General features: G+C 62.0%; 20 protein-coding genes. 14 read left to right on the top strand and 6 right to left on the bottom strand.

Annotated elements, in window-relative coordinates; all coding sequences use genetic code 11:
• Positions 1-38: 38 nt before the first annotated feature.
• The 5 genes from HU760_RS08420 to HU760_RS08400 all read left to right on the top strand — a co-directional run bounded on the left by HU760_RS08420 (position 39) and on the right by HU760_RS08400 (position 5,757).
• Positions 39-1,313, top strand: a complete 1,275-nt coding sequence (locus HU760_RS08420; RefSeq protein ID WP_186680056.1) for a glycerate kinase type-2 family protein — start codon at positions 39-41, stop codon at positions 1,311-1,313.
• Positions 1,310-2,725 carry a pyruvate kinase gene (gene pyk / locus HU760_RS08415; protein WP_186680058.1) on the top strand — a complete coding sequence of 472 codons (1,416 nt, stop codon included), beginning with the start codon at positions 1,310-1,312 and terminating at the stop codon, positions 2,723-2,725. Before HU760_RS08420 ends, pyk begins: the two co-directional genes overlap by 4 nt.
• Positions 2,726-2,914: 189 nt before the next feature.
• Complete coding sequence (locus HU760_RS08410; protein ID WP_186680061.1) at positions 2,915-3,787, top strand: urea transporter; 873 nt, start codon at positions 2,915-2,917, stop codon at positions 3,785-3,787.
• 45 nt (positions 3,788-3,832) lie between these two features.
• Entirely contained in the window at positions 3,833-4,654 is an 822-nt protein-coding gene (locus tag HU760_RS08405) for an ion transporter (RefSeq protein WP_186680063.1), read from the top strand.
• A 104-nt stretch (positions 4,655-4,758) separates the two neighbouring features.
• Positions 4,759-5,757, top strand: a complete 999-nt coding sequence (locus HU760_RS08400) for a sulfate ABC transporter substrate-binding protein (RefSeq protein WP_186680065.1) — start codon at positions 4,759-4,761, stop codon at positions 5,755-5,757.
• Positions 5,758-5,803: 46 nt separating this feature from the next.
• On the opposite strand, the gene HU760_RS08395 is transcribed toward HU760_RS08400, so the two are convergent.
• Together HU760_RS08395 and HU760_RS08390 are read right to left on the bottom strand one after the other, a co-directional pair.
• Complete coding sequence (locus HU760_RS08395; RefSeq protein WP_186680067.1) at positions 5,804-6,730, bottom strand: class I SAM-dependent methyltransferase; 927 nt, start codon at positions 6,728-6,730, stop codon at positions 5,804-5,806.
• 82 nt (positions 6,731-6,812) lie between these two features.
• Entirely contained in the window at positions 6,813-7,712 is a 900-nt protein-coding gene (locus HU760_RS08390) for a DMT family transporter (RefSeq protein WP_186680069.1), read from the bottom strand.
• A 133-nt stretch (positions 7,713-7,845) separates the two neighbouring features.
• On the opposite strand from HU760_RS08390, the gene HU760_RS08385 reads away from it, so the two are divergent.
• The 3 genes from HU760_RS08385 (at position 7,846) to HU760_RS08375 (ending at position 11,032) form a co-directional block, all read left to right on the top strand.
• Positions 7,846-8,283 carry an Lrp/AsnC family transcriptional regulator gene (locus HU760_RS08385; protein ID WP_186680071.1) on the top strand — a complete coding sequence of 146 codons (438 nt, stop codon included), beginning with the start codon at positions 7,846-7,848 and terminating at the stop codon, positions 8,281-8,283.
• A gap of 471 nt (positions 8,284-8,754) precedes the next feature.
• A complete protein-coding gene (locus HU760_RS08380) occupies positions 8,755-10,287 on the top strand; it encodes an NCS1 family nucleobase:cation symporter-1 (RefSeq protein ID WP_186680074.1) in 1,533 nt (510 codons plus the stop codon).
• A 16-nt stretch (positions 10,288-10,303) separates the two neighbouring features.
• Positions 10,304-11,032, top strand: a complete 729-nt coding sequence (locus HU760_RS08375; protein WP_186680077.1) for an aspartate/glutamate racemase family protein — start codon at positions 10,304-10,306, stop codon at positions 11,030-11,032.
• 31 nt (positions 11,033-11,063) lie between these two features.
• Here HU760_RS08375 and HU760_RS08370 read toward each other — a convergent pair whose 3' ends face one another.
• From HU760_RS08370 to HU760_RS08360, 3 genes are all read right to left on the bottom strand, one after another.
• On the bottom strand, positions 11,064-11,726 hold the full coding sequence (locus HU760_RS08370; protein ID WP_186680080.1) for a histidine phosphatase family protein: 663 nt from the start codon (positions 11,724-11,726) through the stop codon (positions 11,064-11,066).
• Positions 11,727-12,036: 310 nt separating this feature from the next.
• Positions 12,037-12,444 (bottom strand): GFA family protein, encoded by a 408-nt coding sequence (locus tag HU760_RS08365; protein ID WP_186680083.1) that lies wholly within the window; start codon positions 12,442-12,444, stop codon positions 12,037-12,039.
• A 129-nt stretch (positions 12,445-12,573) separates the two neighbouring features.
• Positions 12,574-12,912, bottom strand: coding sequence for an FKBP-type peptidyl-prolyl cis-trans isomerase (locus HU760_RS08360; RefSeq protein WP_186680086.1), 339 nt, complete (start codon positions 12,910-12,912; stop codon positions 12,574-12,576).
• A gap of 244 nt (positions 12,913-13,156) precedes the next feature.
• Between HU760_RS08360 and HU760_RS08355 the strand changes: the two genes are divergently transcribed.
• From HU760_RS08355 to HU760_RS08330, 6 genes are all read left to right on the top strand, one after another.
• The gene (locus HU760_RS08355; RefSeq protein ID WP_186680088.1) at positions 13,157-13,843 is read left to right on the top strand and encodes a hypothetical protein; all 687 of its coding nucleotides are present in this window, start codon (positions 13,157-13,159) and stop codon (positions 13,841-13,843) included.
• 97 nt (positions 13,844-13,940) lie between these two features.
• Positions 13,941-15,398 (top strand): immunoglobulin-like domain-containing protein, encoded by a 1,458-nt coding sequence (locus HU760_RS08350; RefSeq protein WP_186680091.1) that lies wholly within the window; start codon positions 13,941-13,943, stop codon positions 15,396-15,398.
• Positions 15,399-15,513: 115 nt separating this feature from the next.
• The gene (locus HU760_RS08345) at positions 15,514-17,856 is read left to right on the top strand and encodes a hypothetical protein (RefSeq protein ID WP_186680094.1); all 2,343 of its coding nucleotides are present in this window, start codon (positions 15,514-15,516) and stop codon (positions 17,854-17,856) included.
• A 277-nt stretch (positions 17,857-18,133) separates the two neighbouring features.
• Positions 18,134-20,389 carry an autotransporter outer membrane beta-barrel domain-containing protein gene (locus HU760_RS08340; protein WP_186680097.1) on the top strand — a complete coding sequence of 752 codons (2,256 nt, stop codon included), beginning with the start codon at positions 18,134-18,136 and terminating at the stop codon, positions 20,387-20,389.
• A gap of 272 nt (positions 20,390-20,661) precedes the next feature.
• Positions 20,662-22,719, top strand: coding sequence for a hypothetical protein (locus HU760_RS08335; RefSeq protein WP_186680099.1), 2,058 nt, complete (start codon positions 20,662-20,664; stop codon positions 22,717-22,719).
• Between the two features lie 111 nt (positions 22,720-22,830).
• The gene (locus HU760_RS08330; protein ID WP_186680102.1) at positions 22,831-23,820 is read left to right on the top strand and encodes a halovibrin HvnC; all 990 of its coding nucleotides are present in this window, start codon (positions 22,831-22,833) and stop codon (positions 23,818-23,820) included.
• 58 nt (positions 23,821-23,878) lie between these two features.
• On the opposite strand, the gene HU760_RS08325 is transcribed toward HU760_RS08330, so the two are convergent.
• Complete coding sequence (locus tag HU760_RS08325) at positions 23,879-24,667, bottom strand: PhzF family phenazine biosynthesis protein (RefSeq protein ID WP_186680105.1); 789 nt, start codon at positions 24,665-24,667, stop codon at positions 23,879-23,881.
• Positions 24,668-24,765 lie beyond the last annotated feature (98 nt).

The following is a 24,765-nucleotide window of genomic DNA, read 5'->3' as shown; positions in this document are numbered from 1 at the left end:
CTTGATTGTGCAGAACAACAATATACTGGGAGCCTGCCATGTCGGTCGATCCGCAAAAACTTCTCCGCGAGCTGTTCGACACAGCCATCGCCGCCGCCCACCCGCGCCAAGTCCTCGAACCCTACCTGCCCGCCGACCGTAGCGGCCGGGTCATCGTCATCGGCGCCGGCAAGGCCGCCGCCGCCATGGCCGAAGTGGTCGAGAAAAGCTGGCAGGGCGAAGTCTCCGGCCTGGTCGTCACCCGTTACGGCCATGGCGCCAACTGCCAGAAGATCGAAGTGGTCGAAGCCGCCCACCCGGTCCCCGATGCCGCCGGCCTGGCCGTGGCCAAGCGCGTGCTGGACCTGGTCAGCAACCTCAGCAAAGACGACCGCGTCATCTTCCTGCTGTCTGGCGGTGGTTCGGCGTTGCTGGCCCTGCCTGCCGAGGGCCTGACCCTGGCCGACAAGCAGCAGATCAACAAGGCGCTGCTCAAGTCCGGCGCCACCATCGGCGAGATGAACTGCGTGCGCAAGCACCTCTCGGCGATCAAGGGCGGCCGCCTGGCCAAGGCCTGCTGGCCGGCCACGGTCTACACCTATGCCATTTCCGATGTTCCGGGCGACCTCGCCACGGTGATCGCCTCCGGCCCCACCGTGGCCGACCCAAGCACCTCGGCCGATGCCCTGGCCATCCTCAAGCGCTACAACATCGAGGCCCCCAAAGCGGTCATCGACTGGCTCAACAACCCAGCCTCGGAAACCGTCAAGGCCGATGACCCGGCCCTGGCCCGCAGCCACTTCCAGCTGATCGCCAAACCCCAGCAGTCGCTCGAGGCCGCTGCGGTCAGAGCACGCCAGGCCGGGTTCAGCCCGCTGATCCTCGGCGACCTGGAAGGCGAGTCGCGCGAAGTGGCCAAGGTGCACGCCGGCATCGCCCGGCAGGTCGTCCAGCATGGCCAGCCGCTGAAGGCGCCGTGCGTGATCCTGTCCGGCGGCGAAACCACCGTCACCGTACGCGGCAATGGTCGTGGCGGGCGCAACGCCGAGTTCCTGCTCAGCCTCACCGAGAGCCTCAAGGGCCTGCCAGGCGTGTATGCCCTGGCCGGTGACACCGATGGCATCGATGGTTCGGAAGATAACGCCGGCGCCTTCATGACCCCGGGCAGCTACGCCCGCGCCGAAGCGCTGGGCCTGTCAGCCAGCGACGAGCTGGACAACAACAACGGCTATGGCTACTTCGCCGCGCTGGATGCGCTGATCGTCACTGAGCCAACCCGCACCAACGTCAACGACTTCCGCGCCATCCTGATTCTCGAGACAGCCCAATCATGACGCCTGATAAAAAAGTGAAGATCCTCGCCACCCTCGGCCCTGCGATCAAAGGCATCGACGACATCCGCCAACTGGTCGAAGCCGGGGTGAACATCTTCCGCCTCAACTTCAGCCACGGCGAACACGCCGACCACGCCCTGCGCTACCAGTGGATTCGCGAGGTCGAGCAGCAACTGAACTACCCGCTGGGCATTCTCATGGACCTGCAAGGGCCGAAGCTGCGGGTCGGCCGCTTTGCCGAAGGCAAGGTCCAGCTGCAGCGCGGCCAGGCCCTGCGCCTGGACCTGGACAAGACCCCGGGCGACAGCCACCGGGTCAACCTGCCGCACCCCGAAATCATTGCCGCCCTCGAGCCAGGCATGGACCTGCTGCTCGACGACGGCAAGCTGCGCCTGCGCGTCACCGCCAGGCACAGTGACGCGATCGACACCGAAGTGCTGGCCGGTGGCGAGCTGTCCGACCGCAAAGGGGTCAACGTGCCGCAAGCGGTACTCGACCTCTCACCGCTCACCGAGAAAGACCGCCGCGACCTGGCCTTCGGCCTGGAACTGGGCGTGGATTGGGTGGCCCTGTCGTTCGTCCAGCGCCCGGAAGACATCACGGAAGCACGCCAACTGATTGGTGACCGCGCCTACCTGATGGCGAAGATCGAAAAGCCCTCGGCAGTCGAGCAACTGCAAGCCATCGCCGAGCTGTCGGACGCGATCATGGTGGCCCGGGGCGACCTCGGCGTGGAAGTGCCAGCGGAAAGCGTGCCGCAGATCCAGAAGCGCATCATCGGCACTTGTCGCCAGCTGGGCAAACCGGTGGTAGTGGCCACGCAGATGCTCGAATCCATGCGTTTCTCGCCGGCGCCGACCCGCGCCGAAGTCACCGACGTGGCCAATGCCGTGGCCGAGGGTGCCGATGCGGTGATGCTGTCGGCCGAGACCGCCTCGGGTGACTACCCGCTGGAAGCCGTGCAGATGATGAGCAAGATCATCCGCCAGGTGGAAAACGGCCCGGACTACCAGGCCCAGCTCGACGTGGGCCGGCCGAAGGCCGAGGCCACCGTGTCGGACGCCATCAGCTGCGCGATCCGCCGGATCAGCGGCATCCTGCCGGTGGCGGTGCTGGTCAACTACAGCGAGTCCGGGACGTCGACCCTGCGCGCCGCACGCGAACGGCCACGGGCACCGATCCTCAACCTGACGCCGAACCTGAAGACCGCACGCCGCCTGAGCGTGGCCTGGGGCGTGCACTCGGTGGTCAACGACCGCCTGCGTCAGGTCGACGAGGTGGTGTCCACCGCACTGGAGATCGCCCAGGCGCAAGGCATGGCCAGCCGTGGCGACACGTTGCTGATCACCGCCGGTGTGCCGTTCGGCAAGCCGGGGTCGACTAATACGCTGCGGATCGAAACCTTGATCTGAATCACCGCATCTCTCCTGTGGGAGCGGGCGTGCCCGCGAAGAGGCCAGCAGGGACAACGATGTTGCCTGAGCTGACGCATTCGCGGGCACGCCCGCTCCCACAGGGTCGGTGGTGTCGCACACAACTGCGGAAAACCCGAGGCCCAAAAGAGGCCCACCGCTCTCCCATCAACCTCACTGACTGCCCCGATGTACACCAAGAATTTCGTCAACCCGTGCCCCGACTGGGCCACGGCGCTGCTCAACGGCTTCAGCCAGGTGCTGCTACTGCGCAACCCTCTGTGCGGCCTGTGCTGCCTGCTGGCTATCCTGCTCACTGCGCCCAACCTGGTTGGTGGCGCCCTGCTCGGCTCTCTCGCCGGCCTGCTCACCGCCCAGGCCCGCGGCTACGACCGCGCCGATCGCCAGGCCGGCTTGTACAGCTACAACGGCGTGCTGATCGGCATCCTGATCAGTGCCGTGCTGCCCTGGTCGGCGATCCTGCCACCGTTGATCATCGCCGCCGGCGGCCTGTCCAGCATCATCACCCACCAGTGGCGCAAGCGTGGCGGCAAACTGCTGGTTGCCTACACCGCACCCTTCGTGCTGCTCGGCTGGGCCACCCTGCTGATCGCGACGCCCTCGCCCGCCGGCTTCGTCGAAGCCGACCCGCTGTACGCCCTGGCGCGCGGGGTCGGGCAGATCTTCCTGCTCGACCAGCCGCTGGCCGGCCTGCTGATCATCGTCGGCATGTCGATTGCCAACCCCTATGCCGCGCTGTGGGCCGTGATCGGCTCGGCCCTCGGCGGCGGCCTGGCGTTGCTGACCGATCAGGCACAGGCTGCGTGGCTGGGCCTGCACGGCTTCAACGCGGCATTGGCGGCGCTGGCCTTCAGCAGGCAAGGTGAGAAGCCCAGGGTGACGTTGCTGGCCATCGTCCTCGCCCTGCTGATGCACTCCCTGTGCAAATGGCTGCCGGTACCCGGCCTGACCGCGCCCTTCGTCGCCGCCTGCTGGCTGATGCACCTGGGCAGCCACCTGGCCCAGCCCAGGCAACGCAACGCCAGCCGCTTGCACAGCTGAAAGGCAACCCCTAGGCTCAGCCCATCGCCATTGTGGAACGAGCCCATGAACAACCCCGCGAGCCTGCGTGAGCGGCTCTTCGTCATCGTCTTCCAGACCGACACCGTGGCTGGAAGACGCTTCGACAAGATCCTCCTGCTGATCATCCTGGCCAGCCTGGTCACCGTCATCCTCGACAGCATCGACGCAATTCACCAGGGCTACGCCGGCCTGCTGGCCGCTATCGAATGGGGCTTCACCGCGATCTTCCTGGCCGAGTACCTCACCCGCCTGTATTGCTCGCCCAAGCCGCTGCGCTATGCCTTCAGCTTCTACGGCCTGGTCGATCTGCTGGCGATCGTGCCGGGGATCATCGCGCTGTACTACAGCGACGCCCAGTACCTGCTGATCATCCGCGTCATCCGAATGCTGCGGATCTTCCGAGTGCTCAAGCTCAGTCCGTACCTCAAGCAGGCCCATTACCTGATAGACGCACTGCGCGGCAGCAAGCAGAAGATCATCGTGTTCCTGGTCACCGTCTCCACCCTGGTGACCGTGTTCGGCACCCTGATGTACGTGATCGAAGGGCCGCAGCACGGCTTCACCAGCATTCCCAAAGGGATCTACTGGGCCATCGTCACCCTGACCACCGTGGGCTTCGGCGATATCGTGCCGAAGACACCGCTGGGGCAGGTGATCTCGTCGCTGGTGATGATCATCGGTTATTCGATCATTGCCGTGCCGACCGGGATATTCACCGCCGAGCTGGCCAATGCCATGCGCGGCGAGCAGTTGCAACATGACTGTCCCACCTGCAGCAAGAAGAACCATGAACCTGCGGCAGCGTTCTGTTCCCGGTGTGGCAATGCGCTGTTTCCCAGGCCGTGATACTGCGGCATAACCAAAGTGTTTTTTGTTCTTTAACCGCCACGGACCTGCCCGCTATAGTCGCAGGCAAATTGCCAATACCTTCTCGATAACAAGGAAGCAACGTGAAAAAGCTCTTCACCGCCTCGCTGCTCGCCGCAGGCCTTGCCCTGGGCAACCTGGCCCAGGCCGCCCCCACCCTGCTCAACGTTTCCTACGACGTGATGCGCGACTTCTACAAGGACTACAACCCGGCCTTCCAGAAGCACTGGGAAGCCGAGCACAACGAAAAGGTCAACGTGCAGATGTCCTTCGGCGGCTCGAGCAAACAGGCGCGTGCGGTGATCGACGGCCTGCCGGCCGACGTCATCACCATGAACATGGCCACCGACATCAACGCGCTGGCCGACAACGGCAAGCTGGTGCCGGACAACTGGGCAAGCCGCCTGCCCAACAACAGCGCGCCGTTCACCTCGGCCACCGTGTTCATCGTGCGCAAAGGCAACCCGAAAGCTCTGAAAGACTGGCCCGACCTGCTCAAGGATGGCGTGCAGGTAATCGTGCCCAACCCGAAAACTTCGGGGAACGGCCGCTACACCTACCTGTCGGCCTGGGGCTATGTGCTCAAGCAGGGTGGCGATGAGAACAAAGCCAAGGCATTCGTCGCCAAGCTGTTCAAGCAGGCGCCTGTGCTCGACACTGGTGGCCGCGCCGCGACCACCACGTTCATGACCAACCAGATCGGTGACGTGCTGGTGACCTTCGAGAACGAAGCCGAGATGATCGCCCGCGAATTCGGCCGCGACCAGTTCGAAGTGGTCTACCCGAGCGTGTCGGCCGAGGCCGAGCCGCCGGTGAGTGTGGTCGACAAGGTAGTGGCGCGCAAAGGCACCCAGGCAGTGGCCGAGGAATACCTGAAGTACCTGTGGTCGCCAGCGGCACAGGAAATTGCCGCGCAGAACTACCTGCGCCCGCGCGATGCAACGGTACTGGCCAAGTACACCGACCGCTTCCCGAAAGTGGACTTCCTGTCGGTGGAGAAGACTTTCGGCGACTGGCGCACCGTGCAGAAGACCCACTTCAATGATGGTGGGGTGTTCGACCAGATCTACACCAATCAGTAATTGCTGCAGGCCTGGCCGGCCCTGTCGCCGGCCAGTGCAGGCAACCTCAGCCCTGGCGGAACACCAAGGCCTTCAGCCCGCCCGCCGGGTCCGCATCGGGAAACTCGGGCGGGTTCTCCAGCCGCTCGACAAACGCCAGCGACGGCGCCTGCTGCGCCATGCCCTCGATCAGAAACTCCGGCCCGATTCCCGGGTCGTTCACGCACGCCAGCACCGTGCCGCCCTGGCTCAACAGCTCCGGCAAGCGCCGCAGGATCTTCGCGTAGTCCTGGGTCAGCACGAAGCTGCCGCGCTGGAAGGTCGGCGGGTCGATGATGATCAGGTCATAAGGCCCGTACTTGCGCACCTTGCCCCACGACTTGAACAGCTCGTGCCCCAGGTACGCCACGCGCGACGCGTCATGGCCATTCAGCCGATGGTTGTCGCGCCCGCGCGACAGTGCCGACTTGGCCATGTCCAGGTTCACCACCTGCTCTGCGCCCCCGGCAATTGCCGCTACCGAGAAACCGCAGGTATAGGCGAACAGGTTCAGCACGCGCTTGCCCGCCGCCTGCTCGCGCACCCAACGCCGGCCATAGCGCATGTCGAGGAACAGGCCGTTGTTCTGCCGCACGCCCAGGTCGAGCAGGTAGGTCAGGCCGTCTTCGACCACTTCGCGTTGCTGGCATGGCTCGCCCAGCAGCCACTGGCCCGGGCTGTCGGGCAGGTAACGGTGCTGCATGAGGATGGCCTGGCCGGTCCACTGTGGGCGCTCGGCGAGGCTGCGCAGCATGGCTTCCAGTTCGGCCAGTTGACCTTCGGGCGGCTCGCGGAACAGGGCCACTGACAGTACACCTTGCAACCAGTCGACGGTGACCTGCTCCAGGCCCGCCCAGCAACGGCCACGACCGTGGAACAGGCGGCGGGTTTCCTGCGGAGCAGGGTCGAGGGCGGTGAGCAGGTGTTGCTCAAGAGTCTGGATTGGCGAAGTCATCAGGGATCGCAAGCTGGCAAAAGCGGCATTCTACCCCCTGAGGGCGCTTTGCGCCCTATCGCCGGCAAGCCGCAAAGCGGCCTCAGTGGTCCTTGACCGCCATCACCCTGGGCCGGAACCACCAGCCCTGCTGCATCCCCGCCGCCGCCAGCAGGATCAGCGCCACCCCCAGCCACTGCAGCGGCGCCAGACGATGCCCAAAGGCCACCCAGTCGACCAATATCGCTGCAATCGGGTAGATGAACGACAGCGCCCCGGTCAATGCCGTGGGCAAACGCTGGATGGCGCTGTACAGCAGCACATACATCAGGCCCGTGTGCACCATGCCCAAGGTCACCAGGCTGGCCAGCGCCGGCAATTGACCCGGTAACCCGCCCAGCTTGACCCAGGGCGCCAGCAACAGCACACCGGTAGCCACCTGGATCAACGCGATCAGGTGCGGCGGCGTGCCGCTCAGGCGCTTGATGATCAGTGCTGCGATGGCGTACAGGAAGGCCGCCCCCAGCGCCAGGGCAATACCCAGCAAATAGTCGCCACCTCCACCCTGCCCGGTGCCATGGGCACTGACGATCGCCAGCATGCCGAGGAACGCCACGCTCAGCCAGGTGACCTTGGCCAGGGTGATCCTTTCGCCCAGGAACACTGCCGCCAGCCCCACCAGCATGAACGGCTGCACGTTGTATACCGCCGTGCCGATGGCAATCGATGCCCGCGAGTAGGACGCGAACAACAGCACCCAGTTGCCGACGATGGCCACACCGCTGGCAATCGCCAGCAGAAATGCCGTGCGGCTGATTACGCCCGGCCGCAAGAAGCCAAAGCCTGCGCAAATGGCCAGCAAGGTCACGGCACCGAACACGCAACGCCAGAACACCACCTCGAGCACCGGCTGGCCAGACACCAGCACGAACCAGCCGATGGTCCCGGAAATCAGCATGGCGGCGACCATTTCCAGCGAACCACGGCGCAACGAACTATCCATTTCACACCTCCTGTCGATGACGGCAACAGTATGCAAATGTTTCCGGGAGGCCTTCCAGCGGATATCGAAGGTAGATTTGCCGAGCTACCTTTACTATCAAGGCAAATCATCCAAACGACCTTACGAGGTGACCATGACCGATGCCATCGACCAATTGCTGATCAATGCACTGATGGAAGACTCACGCCGTTCGCTCAAGGCCTTGGCACAGATCAGCGGGTTGTCAGCGCCCAGCGTCAGTGAACGCCTGCGCCGCCTGGAGGAACGCGGCGTGTTGCGTGGTTACACCGTAGACGTCGACCCCCGCGCGTTTGGCTACCAGCTGCAGGCGATCGTGCGCATCCGCCCGCTGCCCGGGCAGTTGCAGGAGGTGGAGCGGCAGATCATCGCCATCCCCGAGTTCACCGAGTGCGACAAGGTGGTCGGCGACGACTGTTTCATTGCCCGGCTGCATGTGCGCTCGATGGAACAGTTGGACACCCTGCTCGACCGCCTCTATACGGTGGCCGAGACCAATACTGCAATCATCAAGAAAAGCCCGGTGAAGCGGCGGTTGCCACCCATGGATTGAGTCTGTGCCCGCGAAGAGGCCGGCTCAGAAAAATCTGACTATTTTTTGTACACAATAATGTCACCATAAGTGCCATTTTTGTGTGCACTTTCCATTTTAACGCCCCAATGCGTTACACCACGCCCACTTAAAAGCTTGACCAAACGATCAAATAATAGGCGCTTGAAAAATATAAAGCTGTTCGATCGGTCAAATTATATTTTCTGTATTTCATAAAGTTACCGGTAATAACCACAGATTAAAGATGACGGCATCTTCCTGGTTGGTTTTCCTTTGGCACGGAACTCGCTTTTGTGTGTTCGTGTTTTGTATACAAGTTAAACGAAACATAAATACACAAGAACCCGCGGCGCCGCTCCAACAGCGGCCGCCGCACCCTGAACCCAGTGATGCCAACGCTGCACCGACGAGATGGCGAGCCCGTGCGCATGCCCGCTCATCGCAGTCCACGTGCATCAGGAGCCCGCCGGAATGAGTACCAGCCTCGACCTTGCCCCTGAACTATCCGTCGCCAGCACCCACCCCGCCTCGCCACTTGCCGACAGCCAGCCGGCACTTGCCCTGAGCCCACGCCTGCATAATCGCGACCTCGCCCCGACGCGCCTGCACGGCCGCCGCTGGGGCCGCTACAGCATCTTTGCGCTGTGGACCAACGATGTGCACAACATTGCCAACTACTCGTTCGCCATGGGCTTGTTCGCCCTCGGCCTGGGTGGCTGGCAGATACTGCTGTCGCTGGCCATCGGCGCAGCGCTGGTGTACTTCTTCATGAACCTGTCCGGCTACATGGGGCAGAAAACCGGCGTGCCGTTCCCGGTCATCAGCCGCATCGCCTTCGGCATTCACGGCGCGCAGATCCCGGCGCTGATCCGCGCGATCATCGCCATCGCCTGGTTCGGCATCCAGACCTACCTGGCATCGGTGGTGTTGCGGGTGCTGCTCACTGCCGTGTGGCCGCACCTGGCCGCCTACGACCACGACAGCATCCTCGGCCTGTCGAGCCTGGGCTGGGTGTGCTTCGTGTCGATCTGGCTGGTGCAGCTGGTGATCCTGGCCTACGGCATGGAGATGGTGCGCCGCTACGAGGCCTTCGCCGGCCCGGTGATCCTGCTGACGGTTGCCGCCCTGGCGGTGTTCATGTACGTCCAGGCCGACGCCCGCATCGCCTGGTCGGTGGCCGCGCCGCTGAGCGGCTACGAGATGTGGCGCAACATCTTTGCCGGCGGCGCCCTGTGGCTGGCCATCTATGGCACCCTGGTGCTGAACTTCTGCGATTTCGCCCGCTCTTCGCCCTGCTGCAAGACCATTCGCGTGGGCAACTTCTGGGGCCTGCCGGTGAACATCCTGGTCTTCGCCATGATCACCGTGGTGCTGTGCGGCGCGCAGTTCCAGATCAATGGCCAGGTCATCGACAGCCCGACGCAGATCGTCGCCAGCATCCCCAGCACGCCGTTCCTGGTGCTTGGCTGCCTGGCCTTCCTGATCGTCACCGTAGCAGTGAACATCATGGCCAACTTCGTCGCACCGGCTTTCGTGCTCAGCAACCTGGCGCCACGCCACCTGAACTTCCGCCGTGCCGGCCTGATCAGCGCCACCCTGGCGGTGCTGATCCTGCCGTGGAACCTGTACAACAGCCCGCTGGTGATCGTGTACTTCCTGTCCGGCCTGGGCGCGCTGCTCGGCCCGCTGTACGGGGTGATCATGGCCGACTACTGGTTGCTGCGCAAAGGCCGCATCAACGTGCCGGAGCTATACACCGAGCACCCGGCCGGGGCCTACCACTACAGCAAGGGCATCAACCTGCGCGCCGTGGCCGCCTTCGTGCCGGCCGCACTGCTGGCCATCGTCCTGGCCCTGGTACCGAACTTCCATGGCATCGCGCCGTTCTCCTGGCTGGTCGGCGCCGGCATCGCCGCTGCGGTCTACCTGCTGATCGCGCCACGCAACCGCCAGTACCACGAGGTCAGCGGCGAATGCATTGCCGTCGACCACAGTAGCCACTGACCGGGGAGGACTCCACATGCGTATCCTGATTGCCAACGTCAACACCACCGCGGCCATCACCGAGGCCATCGCCGAACAGGCCCGCAGCGTGGCCGCGCCCGGTACCGAAATCATCGGCCTGACCCCGTGGTTCGGCGCCGAATCGGTGGAAGGCAATTTTGAGAGCTACCTGGCCGCCATCGCCGTGATGGACCGGGTGCTGGCCTACGAAGGCCCGTACGATGCGGTGATCCAGGCCGGCTACGGCGAGCATGGCCGCGAAGGCCTGCAGGAGTTGCTGAACGTACCAGTGGTGGACATCACCGACGCCGCCGCCAGCACCGCCATGTATCTGGGCCACGCCTACTCGGTGGTCACCACCCTGGACCGCACCGTGCCACTGATCGAGGACCGCCTGAAGCTGTCCGGCCTGTATGAGCGCTGCGCCTCGGTGCGCGCCAGTGGCCTGGCGGTGCTGGAACTGGAAGCCGACCCGCAGCGCGCCGTGGAGGCGATTGTCGAGCAGGCCGAACGCGCCGTACATGACGACAAGGCCGAGGTGATCTGCCTGGGTTGCGGCGGCATGGCCGGGCTGGACGAGCAGATTCGCCTGCGCACGGGCGTGCCGGTGGTGGATGGCGTCAGCGCGGCGGTCACCGTTGCCGAAGCGCTGGCGCGCATGGGCCTGAGTACCTCCAAGGTGCGTACCTATGCCACGCCGCGGACGAAGAAGGTGCTGGGTTGGCCGATGCGCTGCGGTCGTTGATTCCTGGTACGGTCAATCCATCACCTGCGGATCAGGTCGGGCAGCCACGAGCCCGACCATCCAGCCCCTGGCGCACGTTGCGGCTGAGCAGGCTGGCCTTGCCGTCGCGCCAGGTCAGCTTGAGCACGTAGAGGGTATCGAAATCGTCACCGTTCCAGTCCGTGGTGATCACCCGCTGGTCGCCCAGGGCCTTGCCGGCCACAGTGTTGATCAGTTCGGGGAGGTAGCCGTGCGACCAGGCGGTGTAGACGGTCGCGTTGCGGTACTTGTCGCGCAACAGCTCGTCAGCCAGCGCTTCGGTGTCATTGGCGCCATAATCGATGTTCACCGGCAGGCCCAGGCGAATGGCGCTGGGGGTAATGGTCATCAGCGGGCGAATGTAGCTGTAGCTTTGCTCCTTGCTGCCTTCCTCGACATGCCGCGACGGGTTGGCGGCGAACACGTAATCGGCTTTGCCGAAGCGCTCGGGCAGCACCCTGGCCAGATCCAGCGCTCGGTTGAGGCCCTGGCAGTTCAATTGGCCCAAGCCTTCTTCCGGCTTCTCGGCGTGGCGCAGGAACACCAGGGTTTGCGTGCCATCCGCCGGTTGCACCCGGCTTTCGACAGCCTCCAGCACCAGCGGCACCACAACGGCGGCGAGCACCAGGCTCAGCAGCAGGTGACGACGACGGCATGAGAATATTGGCAACTTCATCAAGGGCAGGCTCGTGTGGCGAAGACAATCGGGTTACCCGCCACATTGCCCGCCAGCTGCGAGACATCCTTTGGAGTGGATGCCATCCTTGGCAACGAGTGAGGGTCAGAGTGCCCTGAACCCGTTTGGTTCCTCCCTGACGGTGGATGCCGCTCCCTGGCAAAACCATGCTAGGCAATGGCTGTTGCCAAATTGTGTAGGACAAAAGAACCTGGGGTTGCAAAAGTGCGCCGACAGCAACGGTGCTCGCGATCTGCTCGCGCCAGTGCTGCCGGCTATTCGGCCACCATCATCAGGTCCGCGGCCTGGATCAACCGAGCTGGTCGAAGGCTTGCTGCCCGGTCAGCTCCCTGGTCTGGTTGGCGAAGCAATACCAGGCGGGTTTTTGTTCGACAAAGATCTGCAGGTCGAACGCCCATTCCTGGTCACCGTCAAGCAGGCCGACCGGCACGGCATGGAAATCATTGGCCTTGAGCCGGTAATACAGGTGTGTGCCGCACTGGCCGCAAAAACCGCGCTGGGCCCAATCGGACGAATCGTAAACGCTGGGCGCACGCCCTTCGATTAGCGGTGGCTGGCTGCAATGCACCACCAGCAACGGGCCGCCGGTCCACTTGCGGCACATGCTGCAGTGGCAGGCGCTGATGTGGGTGTTATCGACCATAGCCGTAACCCGGGTGGCGCCGCACAGGCAGGTGCCGTGTTTTTCCAGGGGCATGGCTGGCTCCTTCAGCTGAGGGTGGGCCAGCAATTATAGATGCCTGTACCGGCTTCGGCACCGGCAGGGCGGCCTTCATCTCGACGGCATCGGCCTCGAACCAGACGCAATCCGGCTGGCACGGCGCTCTCAGTCATCCCGCGTCAGCACTTCCAGCAATTCGATCTCGAAGGTCAGGTCGGAATTCGGCGGGATCGCCCCCACGCTGCGTTCGCCGTAGCCCAGCTGTGCCGGTACCTGCAGCCTGCGCTTGCCCCCCACGCGCATGCCTATCAGCCCCTGGTCCCAGCCCTTGATCACTCGGCCGGTGCCGATCACGCACTGGAACGGCTTGCCGCGCGACCAGGACGAGTCGAACTCGCTGCCATCGGCCAGCCAGCCGGTGTACTGGGTGGTGATCAGGGCGCCTTTGACGGCGGCTTTGCCGTCGCCTTCGACGAGGTCGGTGATCTGCAATTCGCTGCTCATGGGCAGGCTCCAAGCTGTGATTCGGGGGCGTGGTTTTCTCAGGAATGCGCGGGTTTGGCAAGTGCGCATGGCGTGGTGTGCGGCGCATCGAGCATTGCCGTGATCCTTGATCGCGACGCTGCGACGACAGCGGAAAACCTTGCCCTGCAAGCGCAGCCCTGCTGCCGACCTGACATTTCTGCCAGGTTACACAGCGCGCATTGCTATGCACCATGGCGGAGAAAACCCACAACAGGAGAACGCCATGTCCAACCCTAAACACAAAGCATGGGAGGCACCCAGCCTGCCGCAAGCTGAACCAGACCGCGACCATCCTGGGCACCAATTCCTGTCCCTCGACAGGCTTTACGAAATTCCCGGGGAAACCCTGGCCTGCCGAGTGCCGATTTCGACGGGCATGTCCACAGGCGATTTCGTCCGGGTGCGCGGACGTATCGGCGAGGTCATCTACGACGCGCCCGAAGTCCCTATTGCCAATCCGCCCAGCCCGCTGATAGTGGCGATGCCCAAGTTCATGCTCTATGGCGTTGCCGGTAATCTCATGAACCTGAACTTCGCACTGCGCAAGCCCGGGGGAAGTGATTGGCAGATTTCCCAGAGCCGTGAAATCAGGGTGGAATCGCAGCTACTGCCACTGCCACGGCCCAGCCTGCCACGCGATAGCGACACACTACAGATCGGCTACCTCCACATGAGAGAAGGAGACATAGTGCGCGCTCGGCTGTATAGCTCGCCAATCAACTTTGTCGATACCAGGGAATTCACTGTCACACGGATTGAAACCGTTCGGATCAAAATCTACCACTCATGGTTCGTAGAGAATCGCGGCAAGCCTGTATGGCTGAACTATGCCGTACTGCGTAGCGGGCAGCCGCGAAGGCTCGTGTCCGAGGTGCTGTACATCGAAAAGCTGCAAGTGCCGCCTCTATGACGCCAGCTGGCCAGGCCAGGGGCCTGAGCTTTGCCAGGCGCCCTGGCCCAACCCCGCAATGCTTTCCACGCAACCGCAGCCATACAAGGACCTCGCGATGACAACCCCTACCGTTGGCTGGGCAGTAGCCCTGGCCTTGCTGTTATCTGCCTGCTCCAGCCAAACTCAGCCACCCGTCCCCATTCCGGCCCCACCCGGGCCGCAGCTTACTGTCGTCGACGGCCCGGCAACCGCCGAAGCATTGACCAAGCGCTACAGCGACACTGCGCAAGACTGCGGCAGTGCGAGCCGGCCAGCGTTTCTTTGCAACGGCGTGATCCTGCGCACTACCACCTACTCGCCCCGCTACGACGCCTGGAACCCAAGCCCGACAGCCGTGGAGCTCGGTGCTGTATCATTCTCCTACCTGCGCCAGGACAGCAAATTCGCGCGCATGCCGTGGGGCGGCGAGAACGGCATGGTGCTGTATCCGATTTTCGCCTCGCCACCAGACAAGATCGACATCAATGTGTTGTGTTCCTACCCCATCGATGGCTGGACCGACAACCGCGTCGGCAACCGCTGCGGGCAATATGGTAGCAACCCGACCAGCGTTTCCTGTGAGCTGCAGGGCATCACCAGCGCAACCCAATGGACCACGCTGTACACCCAGCAAGGGGGCGACAACTCGAAGATCTGTGCCTTCAACGTACGCGACAGCCAGAACCATCTGGCCGGCCCGGCGTTCTACCAGAGCCTGCTGGCCAAGAGCAGTGGCAACCCGAGCGACAAACGCTTCACCGAACATAACGAGCTGGTGCATGGCCTCTGGGAGCAGAACATTCCCGCCCAGCTACCCATCCAGGCATTTTTCTATACTAGCCCGGCGGGCCTGAAGGACGCTTGGCAGGATCGCCTGACCTTCCGCCACAAGGCCAACATCGACCTGCCCCTGATCAAGATCACCCTGCCCACGAACACTGCCGAACAGGCCCGTTTCGACTACATCGCTGCGGATAACATCGACCCACCGCTTGGCCTCGACGCCACGGCGGTAGCCCTGGCCGGCAAGACCTATCTCATTCCTGACCACCCTGGCGTCGCACCGGTCTACACCCCGGGCAGCAATGCAGTCGAACGCCATGCCAGCGGCGGCAAGATGCCCTACACCTATGCCAGCAGCAACCCCGGCGTCGCAGCCGTGGACCCGTACGGCCTGGTCACCGCCAAAGGCAACGGCACTGCGCAAATCAGCGTGACCGACGCCACTGGCCAGACCCGCGCGTACACGGTCAATGTGAGTAATGTGCTGAAAGTCTACAAGTTTCCCAGATCGAACTGGAACAACGCGTCGAGCGCCGTCGCTGCCCAAGGCGCGCGTTTGCCCAGCGAACAAGAGGCGCATGAGTTGAAGGCGGCCTTCGGCGGCCGCTGGCCATTCGCTCATGCTTATCACTGGACGACCAAGGAGTGCGGTCTCGGCAAGCACATGGCGCTGGAACTGCACAACGCCTCGACTGTGGGAATGTGCGCCTCATTCATCACGTCCTACGAAGTCGTAGGTCTCAAACAATAGCCAGCACCAGGGGGCACAGGCATCAAGCCCTGTCACCTGGTAGTTATGTCAGTTGTGGGTGAAACGACCCGATCATACGCTGGCAGCTCACCCGCAGCCACCTGGAGCAAGCCCTATGAACATGCCCGACAACGCATCTGAACGTGTCAACGACACCGCTAATTTACCTCGGCCGTCCATTCCCGCAGCAGAGGATGGTGGCCTTGGCTATGTCGATATTGAGGACGACCCGGAGGGTTCCATCTATGTCACGGTTGGCCCTTATACCAAAATCAATGAAGGTGACATCGTAGAGGTTTTTTTCGACAACACCCGGGTCGGGTACTACATAGCGAACGATGGCGACCCCAGCGTACTGAACATAAAGGTTGCCAACAGCGAGCTCAGACAGCTCGAGGACCGTGTCTATAAGGTTAAGTACATCTTTACCCTGTTCATCGGTGGAGGGCAAATCTCTTCTGAAGAAACGTCGGTCGAGATCAAGCGCACCGTCCCCGGTGGACGAGACCCATACCCCGACACCCCCGAACTCAACGAGAACCTGGCCCCTGCCTTCGTGGTACCCGACCCGGTGTCGGCTAACGCCGAGTTTGCCACGGTTTATGTTCCAGTTTGGGATCACATGGACTATGACGATGTTCTGACGGTCTCCTGGGGCGGCGAAAAAGTCACACTGCCCCCCTTGCCATCGATGGAAATAGGTAAACAGCAAGAGGTCAAGATTGACCGCGCCATGCTCGAAAAGGTAGGTGGAGGCCGGGTGCCGGTGACCTATGAAATTCGCGACAGAGTGAACAACCGCTCCAGGTGGGCTCCTTACAAGCACACGGATGTGGAGATCGAAGTCCCCAACGCACCAGAAGCACCGTCTGTGATAATGAACGGCAAACCGGTGACCGAAATCGACCTGGCCATTCTGGGCGCGGATGACGCCATCGTCTGGGTGCCCCGTTATGACGGCATTCTGTCCGGCCAGAATGTAAAGTTGGAATGGCGCGGTCTGACGGCCGCCAACGAGCGCATCGATCATGAAAAGGAAATGGAAGTCCCCGACCCGGTGCCTATATTCCTGGAGTTCAAGGTTCCCAACTCGAAGGTCATCCTGTTGGGCCAAGGATCCGCGCAGGCACGTTATGTCGTCGATGAGCGCCGGCCGTCGAAAATGACCCCCTCACTTCCCGTGCGTGGCGAACCTGTGAGGCTCGCAAAGCCGGAAGTACCCGAGGCCCCGACAGGAGAACTCGATCCGGCCGCGGTACCCGACGGCGCAAGGTTCATCGTGCCCGTCTCGCGCGCTATCGAAAACAATGCCCGCATTACGATTTACTGGAATGGCACGACGTCAGATGAGGAATCAGTACCTCACACTGATTCACAGGAGGTTCTCGATAATACGAGGCCTCTGTTGTTCCTGATACCTGCAGATCGCATCAGGTTGATCGCCGGAGGCAAAGTCAAGGCCTATTACATCGTCAGCAACGCCGAGAGCACGCTGCCACCTTCGGTGGAATTGTCACTTCTGGTCAGGGCAGCCAGTACACAGCCGCTGCCGATCGCCAGCGTCGACGGTGTGCAGGGCGGCAAGCTCGATGCCGATCGCCCCTCAACCATCCTGCGCATCAACTACCCCGGCATGGAGCTGCTGGATTCTATCAACTGGGAATGGAACGCCCCGCTGCCCACCGGCGGCACCATCCGGGTCAGTGCGATTGGCGAGCAGACAGCGGCGATAGCAGGCACCTTTATCGCCGGTAATCGAGACAAGGACGTTGTGGTCACCTACTCGGTTGTTGGAAAAGGGGCGTCCACACCGCTGCCGTTCCGCGTGGAAGGTTCTGCCATTTCGCCCAAGCAACCGGTGATCCCAGACGCACCCAATAAATTCCTGAACTTTCATGACACCATGTATGAAGGCGAATTCCTGGAGGTTCACGTAGTGCCTTTCACAGGTATGACGATTGGCCAGAGCATCAAACTGACATGGAACGGTCCTTACTTTGACTGGAGCGATACACTGCCGGTCGAGGCGATACAGACGCTTATCTTCCGTGTACCCCGTCTCGAAGTGATCGATGCCATTGGCCGCTCGGTACTGATCAGCTACACGGTAAACGGGGTCACCCCTTCGCCAGACTACACCCTGAAGATCGATAGCCAAGGAATGGAACTGCCCCCGCCATGGTATTTCCCTCAACCGGAAAAGCCTACCGCCGCAGTGTCCATTCTTTCGCCGGACCAAGAGAAACACCACACCGGACGGGTGCGCTTGTACGGGGTAAATCCGACCCCTTGGCAATCGACGGAAGAGTTGCTGGTGCCAAATGAGCCAAAATACTTCCAGGTCCCCAGAAGCGTCATCGATGAGAACAGACATAGAGTGGTCTTGATCAACTACAGCATCTATCGCGGCAACGGAGAACAGTTCAGGTTCTCCAGAATCCTTCGCCAACAACTCTGAAGGCCTGGCTGCTGCGCCCGGTGCAATGCCGGGCCCAGCAGCGCAATATTCTGCACTTGGGTTTCCCGGTAAAAACTAGCATTTTTACTAGGTTACATTCCGCCAGCAGTCACTCAAGCTTGACAGCGAGCCTGAGCGCGACGTCCGTGAGCCAAGGCCAACTTCTGATTTTTCCTTGATCTGATCGGACTTTTCCTACAGGAAAATTCCCATCATCCCTTCATCCTCCGCGCATCCAGTCTTCTCGCTTCTGTAAAAACCCATTCCGGAGTCAACGATGAAACGACTTTCCCGCCTGACTACCCATAGCCCCTCACGCTATGCCTGCCTGCTGCTGCTCAGTTGTAGCCCATTGGCCAGCCACGCCGCCGTTCTTGTCGGCCCCGGGCAAAGCGCCACTGTCGAAGCGGGCACCCCCGCCGAGTTCTGGGAGGTGCGCGACGGCGCCAGCCTGATCCTCAAACCGGGCAGCGAGGCCGATGGTACGGGGTCTGGCCTGAGCTCGGCCATCGCCCTGGTGAATGGCAGCAGCCTGACTGCGCAAGGTGCCACGATCCGTGCAGACGGGCGCGCCATCCTCAACAACCAGAGCACCCTGAGCCTGACCGGTAGCCGCGTCACGGCAAAGGAAACCGGTAATACCTCGGCGGGTGCGGAATTTTCCTCCGGAGTGGCACTGCTGATGCTCGGCGGCAACGCCACAATCAGCGGCTCGGTGCTCGACGGCGAACGCCATGCCATCGCCATCAATTCCGATATCAGTGGCTCCAGCGCAGACCTCACTGCAGTGCTCGACATCGCCGGCAGCCAACTGGTGTCGGGCAATGGCAGTGCAATCTACATGGGCAACCTGTACCCCGGCGAAGATGCCCCACCCATCGCCCACATCACCCTGCGCGACGGCACGGTGGTCAGCGCTGGCAATGGCAACCTGCTGGAGGTACACGATGACGCCCAAGCCTCCCTGACCATCGAAGCGAGCGACATCACCGGCAATATCACCTCCGAAGACACCGCCCACACCGAGGTAAACTTGCTCGACCGCGCCGTCCTGCGGGGCTCGATGCAAGGCGTCGACAACGTTGCCGTAGCCGACAGCGCCGCGTGGATCATCAACGGCGACTCCAGCATCGGGCAATTGAACAATGCGGGTACCGTAGCCTTTTCCGACGACGCCGCCGGCCGTACCCTGACTGTGGAAGGCAACTATGCCGGCAATGGCGGTACCTTGGTGTTCAACTCGGTACTCGGCGGCGACGATTCGCTCACCGACAAACTGATTGTCAAAGGCGACACCAGTGGCAGCACCTCGGTACGCGTCAACAACCTGGGTGGCAGCGGCGCCAAGACCCTCAACGGCATCGAGCTGATCACCGTGGGGGGTAACTCGGCCGGGGAATTCCAGCAATCGGGCCGTATCGTCGCCGGCGCCTACGACTACCACCTGATGCGTGGCGAAGGCGCCAACAGCGGCAACTGGTATCTGAGCAACGAGCTGAGCGACCCGGGCAACCCTGACCCTGACCCTGACCCGGGCCCAGGCCCAGGCCCTGCGCCGACCCTGGTGGTACGCCCCGAAGGTGGCGCCTACGCTGCCAACCTATACGCCATGAATACCCTGTTCGACGCCAGTGTCAGCGAACGCAGCGGCGAGACCGAGCGCGCCGACACCGTCGCGGCCAATGGCAGATCGACCAACCTGTGGATGAAAAACAGCGGCGGCCACCAGCGCGCCACCGACAACTCCGGGCAGCTCAACACCCACACCAACCGCTATGCCCTGCTGCTGGGCGCCGACTTGGCTGGCGGCATTACCCGCGACGGCGGCGCCTGGCGCGCCGGGGCCTTCGCCGGCTATGGCTACAGCCACGGTACCACTACCTCGCAGCTTACCAACCACCATGCCGGCAGCCAGGTCAAAGGCTACACCACCGGTGTCTATGGCACCTGGTACGCCGACGGCAACAGCGAGCAGGGGCTGTATACCGATGCGGTATTGCAATACAGCTGGTTCGATGCCCAGGTAACCGGCGAAGATGTCGCCAAGGAAACCTATAGCGCCAGTGGCGTGTCCACCTCGCTCGAAGCCGGCTATGTGTTTCGCAACGCCCTCGACAACGGCAGCGCCTGGTACCTGCAACCCAAGGCCAAGGTATTCTGGTCTGGCGTGACGCCCGACGATCACCGTGAAGACAACGGCACCATCGTCTCCAGCGACGGCAGCGATACCTTGAGCGTAAGCGTCGGTGCCCGGGCATTCCTCAAGCTGAACTACAGCGGTGACGATACCCTGGCCGACAGCTTCAAGCCCTTTGTCGAAGCCAACTGGATCCACAACAGCCGCCAGGCCGGGGTTACCCTCGACGGTGCCAGCGTCAGCCAGGTTGGCACTCGCAACATCGCCGAATTCAAGGCTGGTGCCGAAGGCCGGGTCAATCGCGACCTGACCGTCACGGCTACGCTGGCGCAGCAGGTAGGCACTGAGAATTTCTCCGACACCGCCGCCTCGCTGGCCCTGCGCTGGTCGTTCTGAAGCCTTGCCGCGCGGTGCCCGAGGCACCGTGCGGCATCCACCGCCCTGCGTCCCTTCCCGCTCTTCCCCGCCAATACCCCCGCCGCTACCTAGTAAAACTGTCAGGTTACAACCGGGCGGTTTTTATCGAACATGTACCTGCGATCGCATCGGCTGCAATGGCTAGCTAAACAGCCGGCTACACCCGTAGCACCCCTGGCGATGCCAGGCCTGACGAGGCCTGGCATCGCCAGCGGACAACCCCTATTTCCTTCAGCCTATGGAACATAGCCATGAGCAATTTCATCGACGTGGTCAACGACAGCCGTGTCTCTGCCAATTTCATCGATGTGGTCAGCGACAGCCAGGTCCCTGCCAATTCCATCGCGCGACATACACTGATCAAGGGCCCACTGACTTACAAGGCGAGCCTGGTTACTGCGCCGGGTACGTGGGCCTTCACCGACCCACTGGTATTTCCACCCGATGCCCTGGCTCCCCTACCACCGGACGGAGAAGAAGACAACCTGCTGTTGGAGAGCGTCAAAAGCGACGCCCTGACGCTGACGTTCCCGGTACCCAGCAAGATACGCCAACCAGATCAAGACACCGTGCAACTGCTGGTCGATGGGAGCGGGATTGGCAGCCCGGTTACCTTCAGCGGGTTCAAACCCGGTGATACTTTCTCGATCGAATTGCCAGCCATTGCCCGACCGGAAGGTCGTCACAGCATCACGTACCAGGTGAAGTACTACGAGGGTGGCGGCCTAGAACGCGGCCCGGCGCAGCAGTTCGAGGTCGACCTGACCGCCCCGGGGCGCCCGTTCCTGGGTCGCCTGAGCGTCGACCAGGACATCATCGACAATGGTCTCACCGCGGACAAGCTCAAAGAAAGTGAGGATGGCACCTTCTATCTTGAAAGCTTCGTGCCCAGCTATGAGGGTGTACAGCCTGGCGACATCATCCAGGGTTTGATCAACGGTGAAAAAGCACCAAACAGTAAAGTCATCAACATCGAAGCCTCCGATGAAGACGTTGAACTGCCCTTCGTCCGTGAGGATATCGAAGCCGCAGGCGATGGCCCGTTGGCATTCTCCTATGAGATTACCGACCGTGCCGGCAACCTTTCATTGCTGACCATTCCGCTCGATCTGCGGGTACTGCTCAAAGGCGAACTGACGGGACTGGAGGCCCCGCAAGTACCCTCCTTCGAGGACGACGGTATCATCAACGAAACCGATGCCCGCGGCCCGGCAGAAGTAATCATCCCTGCCTTCACCGGCACACCGGGTATCCAGAAGGGTGACCAGATCCAGTTGGTATGGGGTGGGCGGGTACATACCCTGGTTCCAATTCCGGAGGATACCGAGGAGGAGGCACACACGGTTCAAGCCGACTATGCCGCGCTCTACGACACCTGGAAAGCCGCAACCGGCGGTGCCAACATGGTCGCCCGAATCGATGTGCTGTACCGCATCGTACGCAATACACTGGTGGCCGGTACCTCTCCTGCGACCGTTGTAGATATCAACCTGTTCCAGGCCGGTGGCGACCCCGACCCCGAAAAGCCGATACACCCCAACATGCACCCTGCCTTGCTGACGTCGGCCAGTGGCAAGGAAAACGAGATCCCGGTGGATGACTTCGACAAGGATGCAACCATCATCGTTCGCTGGTTCCAACGGCTGATGCCGACTGAGGATCTGTTCAACCTCAATGACGTGTTGAAAGTCACTTACGGTAAAACAGATCTCCCCGTACGCACCATCACCGCAACTGATGTGGCCAACAAGGTCGACTTGGTACTAACCCTCACCAAAGAACAGATCCGCGGTGAAGGCTCGGGCGAGAAGACTCTGAAATACACCGTGACCCGCACCGTGGCCGGCGGCACGGAGAACACCTCGTATTCACCGCTGCAACCCGTCCAGGTCTCTGGTTCGGACGAGCTGCCAGGCGAAGGCACCCTGCCAGAAGGCAGTTTCACTCCACTGAACGACAGAAACTCTATCGGGCCTGAACAGATCAAGGCGGGCGTCAAGTTCGTGACACCGCATTACATCAACAAAAAAACCGGCGACACAATCAAGATCGACCTCGTACAGTACATGGGTGACAAGCACGACGATGATAGCGAAACACCGATCGAAGAAACCAGGATCACGATGGAGGCAACCGTAGGGCCTGACGACGAGAACACCACCACAGAATTCCAGCTCGATGCAACCAAGCTGGCACACCCCCTGGACCTTTGCCATATCCACGCCGTATGGTCTGCGAAAAACACGTTCGGTACTGTCATAAACGATAAAACGCAAGTCACTATCGACAGCCGCGGCTACGACAGCTGAGCCTGACTTAACCACCCCGCGACAACGAGGAGAGCCCGCCCGGCTCCCCTCGTTTTTTTGGCGGGTCGTACCTGTCATTTCTGCCAGTTGTCCACCTTCACCAGCCCTCATATGCTGACACCAGCCCGGGCACACACCACTCTTGATCCCCTTACCGATGCCGTCGCCGCACACGCCGAAGCGAGTGAGCACACGCCCGAGGTCTACCGGATGAACCGATTACTGCTGCTGTTCGCACCTTTGCTGCTGGTTGCCTGCGCCAATCAGGAAACCACAACGCCACCCTCCAAACCCCATACGCCCACCATCACCGTGGTCGATGGCCCAGCCACGGCGGAGGCCTTGACCAAGCGTTACAACGATACCCGCAGGAACTGTGACAGTGACAGCAGGCCGGCGTTCCTCTGCTCGGGGGTCATCCTACGCGTCACGACCTACAGCGATACCTACGACACCTGGGACCCTAGCCCCACAGCCCAAAAGAAGGGCAGCGTGTCGTTTTCCTACTTGCGCAAGGACAACAATTTCAAAAGCTTTGCCTGGTCAACAAGCAATCCCAACGGTTTCATCTTCTACCCGATCCTCGGCAAACCATCAGATAAGGACGACATCCCTGTTCTGTGTCATTTCCCGATGGATGGCTGGACTGACCGCCGCACTGAACGATACGGGTGTGGCGCCTACCCCCAGGTGCCTGGCAGCGAGCCTTGCCACCAGCAGAACATCACCACGGGCGCCCAGTGGGTGGCCAAATACCCGCCAGGCACATCAGGCAACAAGATCTGTGGCTTCGACGTGCGTGACGAACTCAATCATCATGCCGGCCCCAACTTCTATGCAGCCATGCAAGCAAAATGGTCGAATAAGGAATACTTCGGAGAACACAACGAAATGTTGTTGAGGGTGTGGTCACCGGGCCAAGGCAGTGTTCTGCCGATTCAGGCCTTCTTCTATGGATCGGCAGCGGGGCTGGACCCGGCACGCAAGAGCAAGCAGCGCTTCCTCACCCGAACCAACATCAATCTGCCGATCATCAAGGTCACGCTGCCCACTACACCGACGGGCAGCGCAACCTTCCAGTACATTGCCGCGGACCAGTGACACCCGGTTCGAGACGATCGGGCGGTCTACTTGCCTACCACGAAGTACATCGCCCTGATCAGCAGTACACCAACCCACGCAGATACAGGGCAGCGCGGCCACTGATGATCACTCGGCCATTGCCTGGCACTTCACAATGCAGCTGCCCTTTGCGCGCCCCGCCTTGTTCGCAGGTTAATGCGCGCTTGCCGAGCATGGCGGACCACAGCGGTGCCAGCGAGGTATGCGCAGAGCCGGTGACCGGGTCTTCGTTGACCCCAACCCGAGGGCCGAACCAGCGGGTGACGAAATCATGATCGCGGCCTGCAGCCGTTACCGCGATGCCGCGTACGTCGAATGCCGACAGAGCAACGAAATCGGGCTTCAGCGAGGCAAGCACCGCCAGGTCGTCGATCACCACCACGTAATCATCCGAGCGATACACCGCTCTGGCACTGTTCAGCCCCAGCGCCTCCAGCAGCCCGACCGGCAGGTCGACCGCCACCGGTTGCTTGGCCGGGAAGTCCATCGCCAGCAGGCCTTCGGCCCCGCGGCTGACACGCAGTTCACCGCTACGGGTATTGAAACGCAGCACCTCGGCTTGCTCGCCCAGTTGCTCGAACAGCACGTAGGCCGACGCCAGGGTGGCATGGCCGCAGAGGTCTACTTCGACACTGGGGGTGAACCAGCGCAGGTCGAACGTGTCACCGTTGCGTACGAAATAGGCGGTTTCAGACAGGTTGTTTTCTTCGGCGATGCGCTGCAGCAGGTCATCCGCTAGCCAGGTGTCCAGCGGAATCACCGCTGCCGGGTTGCCACCGAAGGGTTCGGCGGAAAAAGCATCGATCTGGAAGATCTCGAATTGCATGCAAACGCTCCTTATGGCCGGGCAGTGCCGGAGGGGTATCGAATGGGTCAAGGTAGAACGGGGGTTGGCATCGGCTCACCGGCAAAGAACGCCCGCAG

It is taken from the genome of Pseudomonas oryzicola, from assembly GCF_014269185.2.
GTDB classification, from domain to species: domain Bacteria; phylum Pseudomonadota; class Gammaproteobacteria; order Pseudomonadales; family Pseudomonadaceae; genus Aquipseudomonas; species Aquipseudomonas oryzicola.
This window is presented reverse-complemented; position numbering and strand designations above follow the sequence as displayed.

Excerpts from the sequence above, each read along its gene's own strand:
- HU760_RS08385 (WP_186680071.1), top strand. The coding sequence starts at position 7,846 with ATGACCGATGCCATCGACCAATTGCTGATCAATGCACTGATGGAAGAC.
- HU760_RS08420 (WP_186680056.1), top strand. The coding sequence starts at position 39 with ATGTCGGTCGATCCGCAAAAACTTCTCCGCGAGCTGTTCGACACAGCC.
- HU760_RS08335 (WP_186680099.1), top strand. The coding sequence starts at position 20,662 with ATGAGCAATTTCATCGACGTGGTCAACGACAGCCGTGTCTCTGCCAAT.
- HU760_RS08340 (WP_186680097.1), top strand. The coding sequence starts at position 18,134 with ATGAAACGACTTTCCCGCCTGACTACCCATAGCCCCTCACGCTATGCC.
- HU760_RS08370 (WP_186680080.1), bottom strand. The coding sequence starts at position 11,726 with ATGAAGTTGCCAATATTCTCATGCCGTCGTCGTCACCTGCTGCTGAGC.
- HU760_RS08365 (WP_186680083.1), bottom strand. The coding sequence starts at position 12,444 with ATGCCCCTGGAAAAACACGGCACCTGCCTGTGCGGCGCCACCCGGGTT.
- HU760_RS08355 (WP_186680088.1), top strand. The coding sequence starts at position 13,157 with ATGTCCAACCCTAAACACAAAGCATGGGAGGCACCCAGCCTGCCGCAA.
- HU760_RS08405 (WP_186680063.1), top strand. The coding sequence starts at position 3,833 with ATGAACAACCCCGCGAGCCTGCGTGAGCGGCTCTTCGTCATCGTCTTC.
- pyk (WP_186680058.1), top strand. The coding sequence starts at position 1,310 with ATGACGCCTGATAAAAAAGTGAAGATCCTCGCCACCCTCGGCCCTGCG.
- HU760_RS08330 (WP_186680102.1), top strand. The coding sequence starts at position 22,831 with ATGCTGACACCAGCCCGGGCACACACCACTCTTGATCCCCTTACCGAT.
- HU760_RS08345 (WP_186680094.1), top strand. The coding sequence starts at position 15,514 with ATGAACATGCCCGACAACGCATCTGAACGTGTCAACGACACCGCTAAT.
- HU760_RS08390 (WP_186680069.1), bottom strand. The coding sequence starts at position 7,712 with ATGGATAGTTCGTTGCGCCGTGGTTCGCTGGAAATGGTCGCCGCCATG.
- HU760_RS08380 (WP_186680074.1), top strand. The coding sequence starts at position 8,755 with ATGAGTACCAGCCTCGACCTTGCCCCTGAACTATCCGTCGCCAGCACC.
- HU760_RS08350 (WP_186680091.1), top strand. The coding sequence starts at position 13,941 with ATGACAACCCCTACCGTTGGCTGGGCAGTAGCCCTGGCCTTGCTGTTA.
- HU760_RS08375 (WP_186680077.1), top strand. The coding sequence starts at position 10,304 with ATGCGTATCCTGATTGCCAACGTCAACACCACCGCGGCCATCACCGAG.
- HU760_RS08395 (WP_186680067.1), bottom strand. The coding sequence starts at position 6,730 with ATGACTTCGCCAATCCAGACTCTTGAGCAACACCTGCTCACCGCCCTC.
- HU760_RS08410 (WP_186680061.1), top strand. The coding sequence starts at position 2,915 with ATGTACACCAAGAATTTCGTCAACCCGTGCCCCGACTGGGCCACGGCG.
- HU760_RS08360 (WP_186680086.1), bottom strand. The coding sequence starts at position 12,912 with ATGAGCAGCGAATTGCAGATCACCGACCTCGTCGAAGGCGACGGCAAA.
- HU760_RS08325 (WP_186680105.1), bottom strand. The coding sequence starts at position 24,667 with ATGCAATTCGAGATCTTCCAGATCGATGCTTTTTCCGCCGAACCCTTC.